This is a genomic window from Aequorivita sp. 609 (assembly GCF_014212065.1).
Taxonomy (GTDB): Bacteria; Bacteroidota; Bacteroidia; order Flavobacteriales; family Flavobacteriaceae; genus Aequorivita; species Aequorivita sinensis.
Map to the genome: position 1 here is coordinate 1 of NZ_JACJVM010000212.1, position 19,778 is coordinate 19,778.

General features: G+C 35.9%; 20 protein-coding genes and 1 tRNA gene. 11 read left to right on the forward strand and 10 right to left on the reverse strand.

What is annotated here, in order from left to right; all coding sequences use genetic code 11:
• Nucleotides 1–701: 701 nt before the first annotated feature.
• From H4O20_RS13610 to H4O20_RS13620, 3 genes are read left to right on the forward strand one after another with little or no spacing between them, the layout of a single operon-like run.
• Nucleotides 702–1,457, forward strand: coding sequence for a hypothetical protein (locus H4O20_RS13610; RefSeq protein WP_185099637.1), 756 nt, complete (start codon nt 702–704; stop codon nt 1,455–1,457).
• Between the two features lie 3 nt (nt 1,458–1,460).
• Nucleotides 1,461–1,898 (forward strand): DUF5675 family protein, encoded by a 438-nt coding sequence (locus H4O20_RS13615; protein ID WP_185099638.1) that lies wholly within the window; start codon nt 1,461–1,463, stop codon nt 1,896–1,898.
• Nucleotides 1,861–2,100: a hypothetical protein gene (locus tag H4O20_RS13620; protein ID WP_185099639.1), complete on the forward strand. Its 240-nt coding sequence runs from the start codon at nt 1,861–1,863 to the stop codon at nt 2,098–2,100. Before H4O20_RS13615 ends, H4O20_RS13620 begins: the two co-directional genes overlap by 38 nt.
• A 485-nt stretch (nt 2,101–2,585) precedes the next feature.
• Here H4O20_RS13620 and H4O20_RS13630 read toward each other — a convergent pair.
• Nucleotides 2,586–2,658: transfer RNA gene (locus H4O20_RS13630), tRNA-Lys, on the reverse strand.
• A 228-nt stretch (nt 2,659–2,886) separates the two neighbouring features.
• Between H4O20_RS13630 and H4O20_RS13635 the strand changes: the two genes are divergently transcribed.
• Entirely contained in the window at nt 2,887–3,408 is a 522-nt protein-coding gene (locus H4O20_RS13635) for a shikimate kinase (RefSeq protein ID WP_185099640.1), read from the forward strand.
• On the opposite strand, the gene H4O20_RS13640 is transcribed toward H4O20_RS13635, so the two are convergent.
• Nucleotides 3,400–3,903, reverse strand: coding sequence for a phosphoribosyltransferase family protein (locus H4O20_RS13640; RefSeq protein WP_185099641.1), 504 nt, complete (start codon nt 3,901–3,903; stop codon nt 3,400–3,402). The two genes, H4O20_RS13635 and H4O20_RS13640, sit on opposite strands and share 9 nt — an antisense overlap.
• Before the next feature lie 26 nt (nt 3,904–3,929).
• Nucleotides 3,930–4,313 carry an RNA-binding S4 domain-containing protein gene (locus tag H4O20_RS13645; protein WP_185099642.1) on the reverse strand — a complete coding sequence of 128 codons (384 nt, stop codon included), beginning with the start codon at nt 4,311–4,313 and terminating at the stop codon, nt 3,930–3,932.
• A 76-nt stretch (nt 4,314–4,389) separates the two neighbouring features.
• Here H4O20_RS13645 and H4O20_RS13650 point away from each other — a divergent pair, with 76 nt between their 5' ends.
• On the forward strand, nt 4,390–5,307 hold the full coding sequence (locus tag H4O20_RS13650; protein WP_260402692.1) for an FKBP-type peptidyl-prolyl cis-trans isomerase: 918 nt from the start codon (nt 4,390–4,392) through the stop codon (nt 5,305–5,307).
• Nucleotides 5,308–5,460: 153 nt separating this feature from the next.
• On the opposite strand, the gene H4O20_RS13655 is transcribed toward H4O20_RS13650, so the two are convergent.
• Together H4O20_RS13655 and H4O20_RS13660 are read right to left on the reverse strand one after the other, a co-directional pair.
• Nucleotides 5,461–6,414: a transketolase family protein gene (locus H4O20_RS13655; protein ID WP_139856697.1), complete on the reverse strand. Its 954-nt coding sequence runs from the start codon at nt 6,412–6,414 to the stop codon at nt 5,461–5,463.
• Between the two features lie 17 nt (nt 6,415–6,431).
• Complete coding sequence (locus tag H4O20_RS13660) at nt 6,432–7,277, reverse strand: transketolase (protein WP_185099643.1); 846 nt, start codon at nt 7,275–7,277, stop codon at nt 6,432–6,434.
• A gap of 175 nt (nt 7,278–7,452) precedes the next feature.
• On the opposite strand from H4O20_RS13660, the gene tgt reads away from it, so the two are divergent.
• The 6 genes from tgt to H4O20_RS13690 all read left to right on the forward strand — a co-directional run bounded on the left by tgt (nt 7,453) and on the right by H4O20_RS13690 (nt 14,784).
• The gene (gene tgt / locus H4O20_RS13665) at nt 7,453–8,583 is read left to right on the forward strand and encodes a tRNA guanosine(34) transglycosylase Tgt (protein ID WP_185099644.1); all 1,131 of its coding nucleotides are present in this window, start codon (nt 7,453–7,455) and stop codon (nt 8,581–8,583) included.
• Nucleotides 8,584–8,586: 3 nt separating this feature from the next.
• Complete coding sequence (locus H4O20_RS13670; protein WP_139856703.1) at nt 8,587–9,666, forward strand: LptF/LptG family permease; 1,080 nt, start codon at nt 8,587–8,589, stop codon at nt 9,664–9,666.
• On the forward strand, nt 9,653–10,555 hold the full coding sequence (locus H4O20_RS13675) for a DMT family transporter (RefSeq protein WP_185099645.1): 903 nt from the start codon (nt 9,653–9,655) through the stop codon (nt 10,553–10,555). Before H4O20_RS13670 ends, H4O20_RS13675 begins: the two co-directional genes overlap by 14 nt.
• Before the next feature lie 52 nt (nt 10,556–10,607).
• Nucleotides 10,608–11,561: an acetyl-CoA carboxylase carboxyltransferase subunit alpha gene (locus H4O20_RS13680; protein WP_139856707.1), complete on the forward strand. Its 954-nt coding sequence runs from the start codon at nt 10,608–10,610 to the stop codon at nt 11,559–11,561.
• A 168-nt stretch (nt 11,562–11,729) separates the two neighbouring features.
• Nucleotides 11,730–13,283, forward strand: coding sequence for a replicative DNA helicase (gene dnaB / locus H4O20_RS13685; RefSeq protein WP_139856709.1), 1,554 nt, complete (start codon nt 11,730–11,732; stop codon nt 13,281–13,283).
• Between the two features lie 241 nt (nt 13,284–13,524).
• Nucleotides 13,525–14,784 carry an asparagine synthetase B gene (locus H4O20_RS13690; protein ID WP_185099646.1) on the forward strand — a complete coding sequence of 420 codons (1,260 nt, stop codon included), beginning with the start codon at nt 13,525–13,527 and terminating at the stop codon, nt 14,782–14,784.
• Between the two features lie 19 nt (nt 14,785–14,803).
• Here the strand turns inward: H4O20_RS13690 and H4O20_RS13695 are convergent, their stop codons facing one another.
• The 5 genes from H4O20_RS13695 to thrS form a co-directional block, all read right to left on the reverse strand.
• Complete coding sequence (locus tag H4O20_RS13695) at nt 14,804–15,742, reverse strand: OmpA family protein (protein ID WP_185099647.1); 939 nt, start codon at nt 15,740–15,742, stop codon at nt 14,804–14,806.
• 105 nt (nt 15,743–15,847) lie between these two features.
• Nucleotides 15,848–16,192: a 50S ribosomal protein L20 gene (gene rplT, locus H4O20_RS13700; RefSeq protein ID WP_139856715.1), complete on the reverse strand. Its 345-nt coding sequence runs from the start codon at nt 16,190–16,192 to the stop codon at nt 15,848–15,850.
• Between the two features lie 129 nt (nt 16,193–16,321).
• A complete protein-coding gene (rpmI, locus tag H4O20_RS13705) occupies nt 16,322–16,519 on the reverse strand; it encodes a 50S ribosomal protein L35 (protein WP_185099648.1) in 198 nt (65 codons plus the stop codon).
• A gap of 104 nt (nt 16,520–16,623) precedes the next feature.
• Nucleotides 16,624–17,136, reverse strand: coding sequence for a translation initiation factor IF-3 (gene infC / locus H4O20_RS13710; RefSeq protein ID WP_262710122.1), 513 nt, complete (start codon nt 17,134–17,136; stop codon nt 16,624–16,626).
• A 58-nt stretch (nt 17,137–17,194) separates the two neighbouring features.
• A complete protein-coding gene (gene thrS, locus H4O20_RS13715; protein ID WP_185099649.1) occupies nt 17,195–19,141 on the reverse strand; it encodes a threonine--tRNA ligase in 1,947 nt (648 codons plus the stop codon).
• Nucleotides 19,142–19,778 lie beyond the last annotated feature (637 nt).

Genomic DNA, 19,778 nt, shown 5'->3' on the forward strand with positions numbered 1-19,778 from the left:
ACTGCCTTTGACTTATAAATATTCCTTTCGGCTTAATTCAAGTCGACTGTCCCACAAATTCTGCTGTTCAATTTTTTCTATAAAGTTTGTTATCGGGTTCATTTTTTAGCTTACGCACAACACGTAAATATACACAATTTAGTAAAATACCCCGAAAAACACCTAATTTTCTCCTCAGCCACCAATATATAGGCCCTTATACAGTTTTTTCTATGCGTTATTTTGTATATCTTTAGGCGTATATCACGAATTTTCAGATGGTTTGATATACAAAATGACTAATTGCAAATTGCGTGAAACTATTATAATTGTGTTGAAACTTTTTAAGTTTAAATAAGCAATATATAACTTCTACCACAATAATTAGAAACTTGTAAATAAATTATCTGAAACTAAAAATGCCCAACGCTCAGTGATTTTTATCATCAATCAAGAAGCAAGAGCCAAAACAGTAGCCAAATTTCCCCCGACCAACGATCAACGACCAATGACCAACAACCCCATTAACCAATACCAAGATAAAGCAGGGATAAAGGCAGGATAAAGCCATATTACTCCTATATATCCAAAACAACTCTCATCCACATAACAAATACACAAATAAAAATTAACGCAAAAAATCGTACCCAAGTCCTTCACAACTTGTGAAATATCAATTTTTATGTATCTCATCTTTGCCTAGAACTTTAAATAATTTTATTATGGCAAAACAAACAGGTATTATCAAGCTAAAAGGAACTATCGACGATATTTCCTTTTACAAAACTGCAGACGGGCACATGGCACGAGCAAAAGGAGGAATCTCTAGAGATAGAATTCTTTCCGATCCGGCTTTCCAAAGAACCCGTGAAAATGGAGCCGAATTTGGTACCGCAGGACGCGGTGGTAAACTCGTGCGTACAGCGCTTAGACACCTTCTACAACATGCAAAAGATAGAAGAGTCGTGGGAAGACTAACCAAAGAGCTTCTTGCAATCATTAAAACAGATGCTACAAATAAAAGAGGTGCGCGTAAAATAGAAGAAGGCGATCTCAATCTGTTAGAAGACTTCGATTTTTATATCAATGCCCCACTGCGAACAACGCTTTATGCACAATTTGATGTTTCCTTTAACAGAACTACAGGCGAATCTACAGCAAACATCGAAGCCTTCTCCCCGGCAATTAGAATCGCAGCGCCCACAGGCACAACACATTTTAAAATTTCATTAGGCGCTGCAGAATTAGACTTCCCAAATATGCAATTTGTATTCTCATCAAATAATACTGGAATTATCCCCTACGACCCTGTAGAAATTCCAGCCTCTTCGTTGATGGCTACCCTTACGGCTTCCTCATCACTGCCGGTGGTACAGGCACTAGGTGTAGAGTTTTTCCAACTTGTAAATGGTGAACATTATCCATTAAAAAATGGAGCTAATAATGCCTTAACTATTGTTAAAGTAGATACCGTGTAAAATATGGAATTCAACCTTACTAGAGTGTATAAAAATGAGGGTACTAATGGTACCCTCACTTTAAACGGACGTTTCGTCTGTTTCTCTATAGAGCTTCCATGGAAGGAAAATCAAAAAAATATCTCCTGTATCACGGAAGGCACATACGAACTAAAACCACGATATTCCAATAAATTCAAAAGACATTTAATACTTCAAGATGTATACAACAGAAATCTAATACTTATTCATCCTGCAAACAATGCGATTAAAGAATTACAAGGATGTATAGCACCGGTTATGCAACTTACAGGAATAGGAAAGGGAATATATTCAAAGTTGGCAATGCAAAAAATGCTATCACTTTTTTATCAAGCAAAAGATAGAAATGAAAAAATTACATTAAATATTAATTCAAATCGATATGAATATCTTAGACAGATACAAAAAACCAACTCCTAAATTTTTTCAAATCCTGAGAAATATAGGTATAGCCTTAGCAACCGCAGGAGGTACAATACTTACAGCACCCGTAACTATGCCCACATGGTTAATTACAACAGCCACTTACCTAGTGGTAGCTGGCACTGTAGCAATAGCAGTTAGCCAGGCAGTAGTAGAAAATCATACCAATAACACTAATAATCAAAGTAATGAACTTTAAAATTGATTCAATATGGATGGGTACCGCTAGCGGTACCTTTCTTTCTACTCTTGGCTATATTAAAATGGAAGATGTCCTCATCACTTCTATACTAGCGATTATCGGTGCTCTAATTAGCTTTATAATCTCCTGCTTTTTAAATATCTACCTAAAACCTAAACTTAAAAAGAGAAAAAAAAGGAATAAAAAATCATAAACTAAATGGCATACAATCATACCCAAAAACCCAAATAAATATTTAACATCCACAGTCCTAAGTCCTAAGTCCTACCGTCCTAAGGGTACAGCAGAATCCTTTAATGCCAAAGTAAAGGCTTTTAGATCACAATTTAGAGGAGTGAAAAACGTAGAATTCTTTCTGTATAGATTAACAACGATTTTTGCCTAAACACAACAATTGTTCTTGATCCCCCACTTCTCGCCTAAATGATATTTGTCTAAACAAAAAAATCCCGACTTTATATCGGGATTTCTTTTTTAATTTGTGACTTGGCTGGGGCTCGAACCCAGGACCACCTCCTTAAAAGGGAGGTGCTCTACCAACTGAGCTACCAAGTCGTCCTTTTGTGGTTTGCCTTTCTTGCTGTAGGCGGGTGCAAATATACTATCATTAATTTGTACTTTCAAAACGAAATTGAATAAAATTTTAAATTAATTTTAAATTGCCTGAATTTCAGTAGCTCACGAATGCATTTTTTATTCTAATTTTGTCAAAACAAAGGGAATTATCTAAAATATAAGCGTTTTTCCCGCTCGAAAATGCTAATAATATAATTTTAAAAGGAAATGAAAATTGTTCTAATAGGGTATATGGGAAGTGGAAAATCTGCAATTGGTAAAAAACTAGCAGAAATTTTAAATCTTCCCTTTAAAGATTTAGATACTGAAATCGAAAATAGAGAAGGAACTACCGTATCCGAAATATTTTCAACTAAAGGAGGAATCTATTTCAGAAAAATTGAAAATACGACCCTAAAAGAGATCCTAGCCCTAAATGAAAGCTTTGTTTTGGCAACTGGCGGAGGTACGCCTTGTTACGCCGACTCAATTACAGTTCTTACCAATCAAGACAATGTAACATTGGTTTACCTAAAAGCGCCGTTAGAAGTACTTACTAAGCGTTTGTTTTTAGAAAAAGATAGTCGCCCATTATTATCGCACCTCAAAACAGAAGAGTTGCTAAACGATTTTATTCGTAAACACCTTTTTGAAAGAGTGTACTACTACAATCAAGCCAACAAAATTGTTGAAGTTGAAAATAAAAGTATAGATGAAGTGGTTAAAGAAATAACTTCAACCTTACTCTAAAACCGCTCTGTCGTTATTTTTTTCAAAAATCACAGAAACATTTTCATTTAAAGACGTTGAAAGCGAAATCCCTTTAAAATCTGCTTTTACAGGGTATTTCTTGTGGTTTCTATCTACTAGAACCGCAGTTTTAAACTGCTTCAAAGGCACTTCTAAGAAATGCTTTATCCCGTAAATTAGTGTTGTGCCGGAGTGTAATACATCATCAACTAGTAAAAGTGACTTGTTTTTGTATTCTTCTGGCTTTAAAGAAGTTTCAATCTTCGAAATAGGATTTTTCTTATCGATATTCACTTCGCATAAAATAACTTTTATAGGAGAGATTTTTTCTAATTCGGCTTTTATCTTTTTTGCAAGTACATACCCATTGCCTATAATTCCAGCAATCACCACTTCTTTTTCATTTACATTGGTTTCATATACTTGATATGCTATTCTTTTTATTTTGTGAGCAATCTGCTTCTTATCCAAAATAACTGTATCTATTTCTTGCATCTACTATGTGTTTTTCAAAATTGTAACTATTCTATTTCGTCCTCCGGGGATTCTATAAAATCATCTAAATCTCTTCTGTCTTTTTTAGTTGGCCTTCCTACACCTTTTTTTCTGTAATAACTCTTAGCATATTGAAGTATTTCATTTGTTTCAAAAGCTTCTTTTGGAGTAATGTCGTTTCTATAAAGTCCTACAAGCTTAGCCCCAACTCGATTTGGGGGTAAATCTAACACTTCAATTTGATAGTTTATCTGATTTTTTCGTAGCGTAATAACATCCCCTGGGTAAACATCCCGAGAGGGTTTTACTATATCGCCATTTACCCGTACAGCTCCTTTTTTACAAGCCTGAGTAGCCATGTTTCTGGTTTTTAAATACCGAACACACCATAAATACTTATCAATCCGCATACATTTATCCTAAAAACAACGTTAATATGATATACAAAAATAGGGGAAAATTGTATCTTGCGCCCACAAAATTGAGATGATGACAAAAATAAAATACGGACTTGCAATTTTTATTGCAATGCTTACTATTACTGTTTCTTGTAAAAAAGATGAAGACGATGGCCCAGAGGTAATTCCGCCAAGAGATCGTGGAGAGGAAGCTATTAGAGCACAAGCTGAAATAGAAGAGTTTCTAGAAACACACTTTTATAACTACGAAGACTTTCAAGCCGATCCAGAAAACTTCAAATTAGTTTTTGATACTATCGCTGGTGATAACGCTTCAAAAACGCCTTTAATTGAACAAGTTTCATATAAGGAAGTAATTGATGCTGTGGATATGGACGTAAAGTATAAGTTATACTATTTAAAAGTTCGTGAAGGAGCAGGGGAGCGACCAAACTTCTCAGATTATACTATTAATACTTACGACGGAAGATTTTTAAATCTTGAATTGTTTGATAACTCAGTAATTCCTGTGCGTTTTAGCCTAGTAGATGGTCCAAGTAGTCCAGGGATTATTAGAGGTTTACAGCAAGCTATCATCGAGTTTAAAGGTGCTGGAAATATAATTTCAAACCCAGACGGAACGCTTTCTTTTGAAGACTATGGAATTGGAGCTGTGTTTGTGCCTTCTGGATTAGGGTACTATCAATATCCACCAGCGGGGGATTTACTTCCTTACGATCAATTAATTTTCTCATTTGAATTATTTGCTTCTGAAGTAGCAGACCACGATAACGATGGAATCCCTTCGTATATGGAAGACTTAAACAATAATCAGATTCTAACTGATGACGATACCGACGACAACGGAGTTCCAAATTATCTAGATAATGACGATGACGGCGACGGTAGACTTACAGAGTACGAAATCGAAATTATTGACGGTGAAATCTTTTTCCCTGATACAAACGGAAATGGAATCCCAGATTATTTAGATCCAACAGTCTAAAACAACAAATTGTTTAGACTAAGATAATAGATGCTTTTAGCTTCTTTAATTAACATTAGGTTTCACGTCTTTTTCTAATGACAATTACATATAAAAAAATCCCCACTTGCTTAAAGTGGGGATTTTTTGTTTCTGATTGTATCGTGTCGACTGCTATTTTCTAGCAATAACTTTTTTAGCCGCAGCAACAATTGCTGAAGCGTTTAATCCGTATTTATCCATTAGTTGTTCTGGTGTTCCAGACTCACCAAAGGTGTCTTGAGTAGCAACAAACTCTTGTGGTGCTGGATGCTGAGTTGAAAGAACTCTAGCAACGCTTTCTCCTAATCCACCAAGGTAGTTGTGCTCTTCTGCAGTAACTACACAACCCGTTTTCTTAACGCTCTTTAAAATCGCTTCGTCGTCCAAAGGCTTGATGGTGTGAATGTTTATTACATCGGCAGATATACCATTTTCGTGTAAGGTTTCCGCAGCTTGTAAAGCTTCCCATACTAAATGCCCTGTTGCAATAATAGTTACATCGGTTCCTTCTTGTAACTGAACAGCCTTCCCGATTTCAAACTTTTGATCGGCAGGAGTAAAGTTAGCTACTTTTGGTCTTCCAAAACGAAGGTAAACAGGTCCTTCATGCTCAGCAACTGCAATGGTAGCAGCTTTAGTCTGATTGTAATCGCAAGTGTTGATTACAGTCATTCCTGGAAGCATTTTCATTAAACCAATATCTTCTAAAATTTGGTGTGTTGCCCCATCTTCACCTAAAGTAATACCTGCGTGTGAAGCACAAATTTTTACGTTTTTACCACTGTAGGCAACGCTTTGACGAATTTGATCGTAAACCCTTCCCGTAGAAAAATTAGCAAAAGTTCCAGTGAAAGGTATCTTGCCTCCTATAGTCATTCCAGCTGCAATTCCTATCATATTAGCTTCAGCAATTCCTATTTGGAAGAAACGTTCAGGATGATTTTTCTTGAATTCATCCATTTTAAGTGAACCTGTAAGATCTGCACAAAGCGCAACTACGTCCTTGTTTTTCTTTCCAAGCTCGGTAAGTCCGTCACCAAAACCTGATCGTGTATCTTTTTTGCCTGAATCTGTATATTTTTTCATCTCGATTTTTTTCAATTTTAATAGTCTCCTAAGGTTTCAGGATTCTGTGAAAGTGCATTTTCTAATTGCTCGTCGTTCGGCGCTTTCCCATGCCAATCGTGAGTGTGCATCATAAAATCTACACCATTACCCATTACTGTATGTAAAAGCACACATACTGGTTTTCCTTTTCCAGTTTTTTCTTTGGCTTTTTTCATTCCAGTTATTACAGCTTCAATGTTATTTCCTTCTTCAATATCCATTACATCCCAGCCAAAAGCTTCAAACTTAGCTTTCATATTTCCTAAAGGAAGTACATTTTCTGTAGAACCGTCAATTTGCTGTCCGTTTAAATCGATAGTAACAATTAGGTTGTCCACTTTATTTCCTGCAGCATACATAATAGCTTCCCAGTTCTGACCTTCTTGTAACTCACCATCACCGCAAAGCGTGTAAACAATGTGATTGTCGTTATTCAACTTTTTAGTTTGAGCAGCTCCAATAGAAACTGAAATTCCTTGACCTAAAGAGCCAGAAGCCATACGAATACCTGGCAACCCTTCGTGAGTAGTTGGGTGACCTTGTAAACGAGAATCTAAAAGGCGGAAAGTGTTTAGTTCTTCTACTGGGAAATACCCAGAACGCGCTAAGACACTATAAAAAACTGGAGAGATATGTCCGTTTGAAAGGAAGAAGATATCTTCGTTTTCGCCGTCCATAGAAAAATCATTATTGTGATCCATTAATTCGTTGTAAAGTGCAACAAAAAATTCTGCACACCCTAATGAACCTCCCGGATGTCCCGAATTTACTTTGTGTACCTGTCGAAGAATATCTCTTCGTACCTGAATTACTAAATCTTCAAGTGCTTTGTAATCTGCCATAACATAGTTTAATTTTCAGCTTCAAAAGTAACTTATATAATAAGGGAAGCAAAATAGTAGTATAACCTTTTATTAACGATTTAGCAGTTTTGTTAACATGCCATTCAAATCTGAATTCAGAATCCCGATTTCAGAATTATAAAGTTATCTTTGCATCCTCAATAAAAATAGCTGAATGCAGTTTAAATTAGAAGCCACAGATACACAAAGCAGCGCAAGAGCTGGAACTATTACTACAGATCACGGTGTTATTGAAACACCAATCTTTATGCCTGTTGGTACCGTGGGTACCGTAAAAGGGGTGCATCAACGTGAACTTAAGGAAGATATAAACCCCGATATTATTCTTGGTAATACCTATCACTTGTACTTACGTCCACAAATGCCAATTCTTGAAAAAGCAGGCGGACTTCATAAATTTATGAACTGGGACCGAAATATCCTAACCGATAGTGGAGGGTATCAAGTGTATTCGCTTTCAGCAAATAGAAAAATTAAAGAAGAAGGGGTTAAGTTTAAAAGTCATATAGACGGGAGCTATCATATTTTTACTCCTGAAAACGTGATGGAAATTCAGCGTACTATTGGTGCCGATATTATAATGGCTTTTGATGAATGTGCGCCGTATCCTTGCGATTACAACTACGCCAAACGCTCTATGCATATGACGCATCGTTGGTTGGATAGATGTATAAAACACTTAGATAAAACACCTTTAAAATACGATTACGACCAAACGTTTTTCCCGATAGTACAAGGGAGTACGTACAAGGATTTACGAAAACAATCTGCAGAATATATTGCTTCGGTTGGGGCAGAAGGTAATGCTATTGGTGGTCTTTCGGTGGGAGAACCTGCTGAAGAAATGTACGAAATGACCGAAATCGTTACCGATATTCTTCCAAAAGATAAACCTCGTTACCTTATGGGAGTGGGTACGCCAGTAAATATATTAGAAAATATTGCCCTTGGAATCGATATGTTTGATTGTGTTATGCCTACAAGAAATGGCCGTAACGGAATGCTTTTTACTTCTGAAGGAATAATAAACATCAAAAACAAAAAATGGGAGGCCGATCTTTCAGCGTTAGACCCAATGGGAATTACTTGGGTAGATACTGAATATAGTAAGGCTTACCTTCGTCATTTATTCACTGTAAATGAAATGTTAGGTCGACAAATTGCAACTATCCACAACCTTGGATTCTACCTGTGGTTGGTTCGCGAAGCCAGAAAACATATCTTAGCGGGAACATTTGCCGATTGGAAAAACGGTATGGTTAAAAAACTAGCTCAAAGACTCTAAACAATGCTTAGCATACTGGATAAATACATACTTAAAAGATATTTGGGCACTTTTACGCTCCTTTTATTACTATTTATCCCTATCGGTATTGCAGTCCATCTAGCTGAAAAAATTGACAAAATTCTAGAGAATGAAGTGCCTTTAATGGAGGTTTTAATCTATCTCTATAACTTTACAATCTATTTTGCCAATTTACTTTTTCCGCTGTTTCTATTCCTTTCAGTAATTTGGTTTACCTCAAAACTTGCTAATAATACCGAGGTTATTGCCTTTTTAAGTAGTGGAGTTTCGTATTCTAGATTTCTAAGGCCTTATTTAATTGGTGCAACAATCGTATGTATTGCTGCCTTGGGGTTTAGTATGTATCTAGCGCCAAAAGCGAGTAAGGGCTTCAATGAGTTTTCATATGAATACTTGAAGAAAGGAAGAAAAGATCGAGATCAAAGCAATGTTTACACACAAATAAACAAGAACGAATACATCTATGTAAGCTATTTTAATGTTGCTGAAAAGATTGGTAGTAACTTCACTTTAGAGCATTTTGAAGGGAATAAAATGACCTACAAGATTTCGGCTGGACAAATTAAGTACAACGAAGAAGATAGTACTTACTCTCTGTTTAACTACCGAAAACGCATAATAGGAGAAAATGAAGACATCCTGCAAACGGAACATAAATTAGATACAGTTTTCTCTTTCACTATGGAAGATTTAACGCCTGTAACCTATATAGCAGAAACACTTAATTTCTTCGAGCTAAACGACTTTATAGAGAAGGAAAAAGCACGTGGTTCTTCCTACATTAATCGATATGAAGTAGTGCGTTACAAACGTTGGAGTTTGCCAGTTTCAGCTTATATCCTAACTATTATTGCTGTAGCAGTTTCCTCTGTAAAAAGACGTGGTGGAATGGGGCTAAACCTCGCAATTGGAATTAGTATCGGGATGATATTTGTTTTCTTCGATAAAGTGTTTGGTACTATGGCCGAGCAAAGTGATTTCTCTCCTTTAGTCGCCACTTGGTTTCCAAACTTTGTATTTGCAATATTGGCCATTTATCTGTTGAGAAATGCGAAACGATAAACTACTTAATTACCTCCATCTTCATTTTATAATATTTATTTGGGGATTTACAGCTGTATTAGGGGCTTTGATTTCCTTAGAAGCAATTCCATTAGTATGGTACAGAATGTTGCTAGCTACACTAATAATTTTTGCTTTTCTGAGGTTTAAAAAAGAAAAACTCAACTTCTCTTTAAAAACACTCTCAGGCTTTGCATTAGGAGGTGTAATTATAGCCTTGCATTGGCTCACTTTTTTTGGAGCGATAAAGGCATCGAATGTGTCGGTAACGCTTGCTGTGCTTTCAACTGGAGCTTTTTTTGCATCAATCTTAGAGCCGTTAATTTATGGTAGAAAAGTAATTTTATACGAAGTATTATTCGGGTTGGTAGTTGTAGCTGGACTTTATGTTATTTTCGATGTGGAAGCTTCCTATACACTAGGAATCGTATTGGCGCTAATCTCAGCATTTCTAAGTGCCCTGTTTTCGGTTATCAATGGGAAATTTGTACTAAAACACAAAGCATCGGCTATTTCATTTTATGAGTTGATGTTTGGCGTCTTAGGAATAACAATATATTTGGCTTTTTCAGGAAATTTTACAGCCGATTTTTTCAAGGTATCTGCCTCCGATTGGATGTACCTTTTAATTTTAGCTTCGGTGTGTACAGCGTATGCTTTTATTGCATCGGTGCACGTAATGAAATGGATAAGTCCATATACGGTTATGCTTAGCATTAATATGGAACCAGTATACGGTATTATTCTAGCACTCATTATTTTAGGTGATTCAGAAAATATGAGCCCTCAGTTTTATTATGGAGCTTTAATTATCTTAGTTACAGTAGTTGCAAATGGCATCATTAAAATAACACAAGAAAGAAAAAGACGAAGATTGTCTAACCTCTAAAACAAAATTTTATCTTTGTACACCAACCTTTATAAAAAGAAGGAAATATATTATGGAATATCTTGATTTTGAACTCCCTATTAAAGAATTGCAAGAGCAGTATGAAAAAGCCTGTCTTATTGGAGAAGAGAGCGAAGTAGACGTATCCAATACTTGCAAGCAGATTGAAAAGAAACTTAACGATACTAAGAAAGAAATATATAAAAACCTTACGCCTTGGCAGCGTGTTCAACTTTCTCGTCATCCAGATCGTCCATATACAATGGATTATATAAATGCTATTTGCGGTGATACATTTTTAGAGCTTCACGGTGATCGTGGCTTTAAAGATGACAAAGCAATGGTTGGTGGCTTAGGAAAAGTAGGCGACCAAAGTTTTATGTTTGTAGGTCAGCAAAAAGGTTACAATACCAAAACACGTCAATATAGAAACTTTGGGATGGCAAATCCTGAAGGATACAGAAAAGCTTTACGACTTATGAAGTCGGCCGAAAAGTTTAATGTACCTGTAGTTTGTTTTGTAGATACCCCAGGAGCATTTCCAGGACTTGAAGCTGAAGAAAGAGGTCAAGGTGAAGCAATTGCTAGAAACATTTTAGAAATGACACGCCTAAAAGTGCCAATTATCGTAATTATTATAGGTGAAGGTGCTAGTGGTGGTGCCCTAGGAATAGGAGTAGGTGATAAAGTATTAATGCTTGAAAATACTTGGTACTCTGTTATATCTCCAGAGAGTTGTTCTTCTATTTTATGGAGAAGCTGGGAGTTTAAAGAACAAGCAGCAGATGCTTTAAAACTTACAGCCAAAGACATGAAAAAATTAAAACTTATCGATGAAATTGTGAAGGAACCTTTAGGTGGCGCACATAGTAATCGAAAAGAGACTTTTAAAACCGTTTCTGAAGCAATTGTAAAGACTTACGATGGTTTAAAAATGTTATCCCCAACCGATTTGGTAAAAAAGAGAATGGATAAATATTTAGAAATGGGTGAGTTTAAAAGTTAAAACTAACTATAGCTTAGCATACCGTAAATCCGAAGTGCAATCTTCGGATTTTTTTACGGGTTATCAACAACAAAACATAGTTTTCAACAGTTAAATTGTTGATGAACAGTTAATATCGTACCTTATAAAATCATTCCTTTCTCTTAACATTTTATTTACATTCGCATAATGGAACAAATCAAATCTCAAACTAATTTTTCAAAACGATCTGCTCAAGTGATTTCTCTTGAAAAAGGGAAAATACCGCCACAAGCCGTTGATTTAGAGGAGGTTGTGCTTGGAGCGTTGATGATTGATAAAAAAGGAGTCGATGAGGTTATTGATATTCTTCACGCTGATGTTTTTTACAAACAAGCACACCAATTCATCTTTGAAGCTATATATGAACTGTTTGAAGACAGTCAACCAGTCGACTTATTAACCGTTTCTAGCCAACTTAAGAAGAATGGAAAAATAGAAATGATTGGAGGCGAATATTACCTTATTCAACTAACTCAAAAAGTGTCTTCTTCGGCACATATTGAGTTCCATGCACGTATTATTCTTCAGAAATATATTCAGCGAAGCTTGATTAAAATTTCAAATGAAATTATTGAAGAGTCATACGACGAGAGTACAGATGTTTTTGATCTTTTAGATACTGCGGAAGCAAAATTATACGAAGTAACTCAAGGTAATATTAAGCGTTCTTCCGAAACTGCTCAGAGCCTTGTGATACAAGCTAAAAAACGAATTGAAGAAATAGCAAATAAAGAAGGACTCTCTGGTGTACCTTCTGGTTTCGCAAAGGTAGATGAACTTACATCGGGTTGGCAGCCTAGTGATTTAATTATTATTGCAGCTCGTCCAGGTATGGGTAAAACGGCACTAACGCTTTCTATGGCACGAAATATGGCTGTTGAGCACAATATACCTGTTGCCTTTTTCTCGCTGGAGATGTCGTCTGTACAGCTTATAACAAGACTTATTTCTTCTGAAACACAACTGAGTTCAGAAAAACTAAGAACAGGAAATCTTGAAAAACACGAATGGGAACAGCTTAACGTAAAAGTAAAAGGATTAGAGAAGGCACCGCTATTTATTGATGATACGCCTTCACTATCTATTTTCGATTTGCGTGCGAAGGCTAGAAGACTTTCTTCTCAACACGGAATTAAGCTTATAATAATAGATTACTTGCAATTAATGACTGCCGGGGGAACTCAAAAAGGAGGGAACCGTGAGCAGGAAATTTCAACAATTTCTCGAAACCTAAAAGCATTAGCTAAGGAATTGAACGTTCCTGTAATTGCACTTTCTCAGCTATCTCGTGCTGTTGAAACACGTGGAGGTAGTAAACGTCCTTTACTTTCCGATCTACGTGAATCTGGAGCGATTGAACAGGATGCCGATATTGTATCTTTTATCTATCGTCCAGAATATTACAAAATTGACGAATGGGATGACGATGAACATTCTCCAACTGCAGGACAGGCCGAATTTATCGTGGCTAAGCACCGTAACGGTGGTTTAGATGAAATTCGTCTTAAGTTCGTAGGACATCTTGGTAAGTTTGAGAATCTAGAGTCGTTTATCACACCTACAGAAATTCATTCGCGAATGAACGATGCAGCAAATGATGATAGTTTTAACCCACAAAACCTTCCATCTCCTAATGAAGCTTTTGGTAGCTCGATGAACGATGACTTTTCTTCTTTAGAAGATAATGACGTTCCTTTTTAAGACTTATTAGAAAACTTTACAACAAAGAAAAAAGGATGGGACGCAATTTATGTTCCATCCTTTTTCTTTTCAGGGTGCTCAATTAATATCCGCCATTCAACTTTCATAGATTACTAATAGTAAAAAGATAGTTGCTTAGTCTGAAATTCAATTTCCTTAAGCACAAAACTTCTTTCTTGAAACTATACGATATTATATTTTATCAACTCTCTGGCTTAAAATTTGTTACTATATTTGAGCTATGATCAAAAAAATTTCTTTTCTGTTTTTGTTTTTATTTTCTATAAATGCTTTTGCATCTTATATCCTTATTCCTATGGATGCCGAAAGTCAGAAAGAACACCTAAAAGCGTATGGGATTACCTATTGGGTACTCGAAAAACAACAAAAAGTAAAGTGGTTACTAAACTATAGAGGAGGATCTTTTTTACTTCCCGATACTGCAGAAACTCAAAAAGAATGTCAGATTAGAGGGGTTTCTTATGAAGTATTATCCGACAGTAAAACAGAACAAATTCTGCTTGACATCAGTAGTCCTTCAAAAAACATGGATGCTGTGGTCCTTGAGAAAGCTCCAAAAATTGCAGTTTATACTCCAAAAGGAAATTTACCTTGGGATGATGCAGTAACTATGGTGCTCACTTATGCCGAAATTCCTTACACCACTGTCTATGACGAAGAGGTTTTAAGCGACCAATTGATACTTTACGATTGGCTGCATTTACACCACGAAGATTTTACTGGGCAGTACGGAAAGTTTTATAGAGCGTATCGTTCTGCTCCCTGGTATATAGAAGAAAAGAGAAAAGCCGAAGAGCTTGCAACTAAATTAGGCTACAATAAGGTATCTGAACAAAAGCTGGCTGTCGCTAAAAAAATTAGAGATTACGTTATAGGTGGCGGATTTATGTTTGCAATGTGTAGCGCTACTGATAGTTTTGATATCGCACTTTCTGCTGAAGGTGTAGATATATGTGAGCCAATGTTTGATGGGGATCCAAGCGAACCAGGATATCAGAGTAAAATTGATTATAGTAAGACCTTTGCTTTTACCGATTTTGTATTAGAGCGAAGCCCTATGGTTTATGAGTTTTCTAGTATTGATATGACTGCCAAGCGCAAGGTAAAAAAGGAAACAGATTATTTCTCCCTTATGGATTATTCAGCAAAGTGGGATCCAATTCCTACCATGCTTTGTCAAAACCACACCTCTTTAGTGAAAGGGTTTATGGGGCAAACTACGGCTTTTGCAAGAGATCAAATAAAATCTAACGTGCTTGTAATGGGTGAAAATAAATCGAATGGGGAAGCGCGTTACATACACGGAATAAAAGGAAAAGGATTTTTTACATTTTTTGGAGGTCACGATCCCGAAGATTATCAACATAGAGTCGGGGATGCACCTACCGAATTAGCATTACACCCTAAATCTCCTGGATACAGACTTATTTTGAATAACGTATTGTTTCCTGCAGCAAAGAAGAAAAAACAGAAAACCTAATATAGTTTTTTAGTGAGTTTTATTTTGAAAGTGATTCGTAATACTCTTTAGGAGGAAGAACCATAATTTCAACTCTACGGTTTAGTTGTTTGTTTTCTGGGGAATCATTTGGAAACCTTGGCTTGCTTTCTCCATAAGCTCTTACTTCAAAATTGAATCTATCGTAGTTTTTACTGGCCGCTTTTAAACGTTCTTTAACAGACATACATCGGTTTTTTGACAATTCGATATTATACTCATCGGTCCCATCACTATCAGTATGTCCTTCAATTAAAATAGTAGCACTTGGAATTTCATCTAAAACTCTTGAAATTGAATCTATGGTTTTAGTGGCTGTTTCTTTTAAATCAAATTTATCCACTCCAAAAAGTACATCAGCAGCGATATCTAATTTTACAACGCTATTTATTGCTGCTACAGCATCAATATCAGCACCGGCGGTTTTACTTCTACATAAATCTTTCAGATCTGTCAACCGTAAATAATAGAAAATAGTATTGTTGTCTATCCCTTCATCTGATAGGTCGATGCTAGATTTTCCACCTTTTGTTTTACCTGCGTAAATCCAATTCTCCCCATCTGACGAAACTTCAACCGTAGCAGTTTCTTTGGAAGGTCCAACTTCAAAAATATACAAATCGTCTCCTTCTAAGTTCATAAATCCGTTGTTAGTGAATTTTACTACCAACACACCTCCGCATCCTAAAGACACAAAGTCTGCTTCTTCATATTTGGTGTAATTTGGTTCGTGAAGAGCTTGAGAACTGTCTCTAAACTCCTTAAATGGTTTTGGATTGCCGAGTGTAAAGGACACAACTTCATCAGCAAAAGAAATTTGGCCTAACGGAATGTATACACTTGAACCATTAGAGTCGTGATAAGTGGTTTTAAATTGAGCATTTATTTCGGTGTACGAAAACAGGAAGAAGAGAAGAAGTATCTTGACAAAAAGTTTCATTAAAATGCTTTTAGCTAAGATAAACATTATAAAACAATAGCTGTAAAATAAAAAAACCGCTTCATTGCTGAAGCGGTTTTTATACGAAATAATATAGTTATTGTCTTATTTTACTTTCTTTACGATTGCGGCAAAAGCCTCAGGATGATTCATAGCTAAATCTGCTAAAACCTTACGGTTTAATTCGATTCCACTATTCTTTAAACTTCCCATAAATTGTGAATAAGACATTCCATGCTGTCTTGCACCCGCATTAATACGAGTAATCCAAAGAGATCTAAAATTTCTCTTCTTAACACGACGGTCACGGTATGAATAAAGCATTGCTTTGTCTACTGCGTTTTTCGCAACAGTCCATACGTTTTTACGTCTTCCAAAGTAACCTTTGGCTTGTTTAAGAACCTTTTTTCTGCGGGCTCTCTTCGCAACTGAATTTACTGATCTTGGCATAATTTTAATTTTTTTTGTAGCAGGCGATTCTTTAATTCTGATCCCGATAGTTATCGGGACTGAATCCTGAATTCTTTATAAAAGCACTACTCCAGGGTTTAAATAATTTGTTTTAACCGATTAAGCTAATTACTTCAATCGAAGCATTTGCTTAATATTATTTTCATCGGCCTCATGAACTAGCGCCATTTTGGTCAATGCTTTTTTACGTTTTTTGCTCTTCTTTGTTAAGATGTGGCTTTTAAACGCATGCTTTCTTTTAATTTTACCAGTACCTGTAAGCTTAAAACGCTTCTTAGCACTAGATTTTGTCTTTTGTTTAGGCATGTTTTCTTATTTATTTATTATTTCGCATTATTATTACATTCGGTTTCTTCAAAAAACCGAAGTTTTACATCATTTGTTCGTAATCAATACATAATTGTTATTGATTATTTCTTCTTAGGAGCAATGAACATAATCATTCGTTTACCCTCAAGCTTTGGCATTTGCTCAACTTTACCGTATTCTTCTAAATCACGCGCAAGACGCAAAAGTAAAATCTCACCCTGGTCTTTATAAATAATTGAGCGGCCTTTAAAGAATACATAAGCTTTTAGCTTAGCACCATCCTCCAAAAACTTAATACCGTGTTTCTTTTTGAATTCGTAATCGTGATCATCCGTATTTGGTCCAAATCTAATTTCCTTAATGGTAACCTTAGACGCTTTTGCTTTTAAGGATTTCTCACGTTTCTTCTGTTCATAAACAAACTTCTTATAGTCTATTACCTTACAAACAGGTGGATTTGCATTTGGTGAAATTTCAACAAGATCAAGTTCTTGCTCTGCTGCTATCTCACGAGCTTTTTTTAAAGGATAAACTCCTATCTCTACATTGTCTCCAACAAGGCGTACTTCTTCAGCACGAATCTTTCCGTTGATTCTGTGTTGATCTTCCTTAATTACCCTTGCAGGTCCTCTACTTCTTTTTCTTCGTATTGCTATGGCTTAAAATATTTAGTTAAACATTAAATTCTATCGATTCTTCTTTTATTTCTTTCTGAATCAATTCTGAAAAGGCTTTTATAGACATTGTCCCTAAATCACCTTCCCCATGCTTTCGTACAGAAACCGTACCATCTTTTTCTTCTTGTTCTCCTACTATCAGCATATAAGGGATTTTATTCATTTCTGCCTCCCTAATTTTCTTACCGATGGTCTCACTTCTGTTGTCAGCAAGGGCGCGAATTTCGTCATTTTCAAGCAAATTTAAAACTTTTTGGGAGTATTTTTCATATTTTTCACTTAAAGATAAGATACTTACCTGTTCTGGCATTAACCAAAGAGGGAAATTTCCACCCGTATGTTCTAATAAAATTGCCACAAATCGTTCCATACTACCAAATGGCGCGCGGTGAATCATAACCGGGCGGTGCATTTCATTGTCACTTCCCTTGTATTCTAATTCAAAACGCTCTGGTAGTGTGTAATCTACTTGAATAGTTCCTAACTGCCAACTTCTTCCTAAAGCATCTTTAACCATAAAGTCTAGTTTAGGTCCGTAAAACGCAGCTTCACCTTCTTCAATTACGTAATCCAGATTCTTGTCTTTTACAGCATTGATGATAGCTTGCTCTGCTTTTTTCCAAAGTTCAGGCCTTCCTATATATTTTTCAGGCTTTTCTGGATCTCTTAACGATACTTGTGTTGTAAAATTTTCAAATCCTAACGAACCAAATACGTAAAGTACAAGGTCGATTACTTTTTTAAACTCCTCATCAAGTTGATCTGGTGTACAGAAGATGTGGGCGTCGTCTTGAGTGAAGCCTCTTACACGGGTTAAACCGTGAAGTTCACCACTTTGTTCGTAGCGATACACCGTTCCAAATTCTGCAAAACGCTTTGGTAAATCTTTGTAAGACCATGGCTTGCTGTTGAATATCTCACAGTGGTGAGGGCAGTTCATCGGTTTAAGTAAAAACTCTTCCCCTTCGTGCGGAGTTAGTATAGGTTGAAAACTATCTGCGCCATATTTTTCATAATGACCAGATGTCATATATAATTCTTTGTGACCGATATGTGGTGTAACTACCATTTCATAACCGGCTTTTTTCTGAGCTTTCTTTAGGAAGTTCTCAAGTCTTTCACGTAAAGCAGCTCCTTTTGGAAGCCATAATGGCAGACCCTGACCAACCTTTTGCGAAAACGTGAAAAGTTCTAATTCCTTTCCAAGTTTTCTGTGGTCACGTTTTTTAGCTTCTTCCAGTAACTGTAGGTATTCAGTTAAGTCTTTTTGTTTAGGAAAGCTAATTCCATAAACACGAGTAAGCTGTTTGTTGTTTTCGTCACCTCTCCAGTACGCTCCTGCTATACTCATTAATTTAATGGCTTTTACAATTCCAGTATTTGGAATGTGTCCCCCGCGGCATAAATCGGTGAAGTTATCGTGATCGCAGAAAGTAATACTTCCGTCCTCAAGATTTTCAATAAGCTCTACTTTATACTCGTTATTTTGTTTTTTATAGTATTCCAACGCATCTGCTTTAGAAGACTCGCGAATTGAAAACTCGTGCTTTCCTCTAGCAATTTCAAGCATTTTGTTTTCAATCTCTTTCAGATCTTTATCAGAAATAGTTATGTCTCCGAAATCTACGTCGTAATAAAATCCGTTTTCAATTGCTGGACCAATAGTAAGCTTGATTCCAGGGTATAATTGTTCTAGTGCTTGTGCAAGAATATGTGCTGTAGAATGCCAAAACGCCTTTTTACCTTGGTCGTCTTTCCACGTATATAGTACAAGGTTTCCGTCCTGTGTTAACGGGGTGGAAGTTTCTACGGTTTGTTTATTAAAGGATGCCGAAATTACATTTCGTGCAAATCCTTCACTTATGCTTTTAGCTACATCCATTGGAGTAACTCCTGCTTCAAAATGCTTTACACTTCCGTCTGGTAGGGTAATGGCTATCATATGTTGAAAATTTTAGGCTGCAAAGATACTATTAGTTTAGGCGTTTTGCAATATTCGTTTTACGGTTTCTTGTGAGAAAACAGTAGTATTCTGATGTAGCGTTACTATTTGCTGTGTCGAAGTATATAGAGGATAATCAAATCATTATTTTGAAGTGAAAACTAGTTGTTAGGTGTTTTCTTGGGAAGTGTTTAATGAGTAGAATCTAATAATAATTTAATTTTCTGAATTGTTGGTTTATAACCGAAGTGAATTTTGCAATTCTCTGTCTGTTATAGAATGGTGATCTATTTAGTTTGGCTGTATGAATTATAAGAAACTGATATTATTTATCCTATTTTTCGGAAGTTTATGTGATGTGATTTCACTTGTAATTGCTAGGGTTAATGGGGCTTTAGGGGTGTTTGGTTTTGATGGTATTTTCAATAGTATATATATTAAGGTATAAGTGGGTGAAATTTATTTTTCATTTTAAGTTCTGAGTTTTCAGTGTGTTATGATTTATTATTAAGTAGGTATTAAAAAAAGTTTAAATTAATGTTGTGGGGTTAAAAAACGGGGTTATATTTGCACCCGCTTAACGAAACAGAATTGCTTGTTTCAAGGGTTAAAAAATCGCTCTTTAAAATTTTACAAA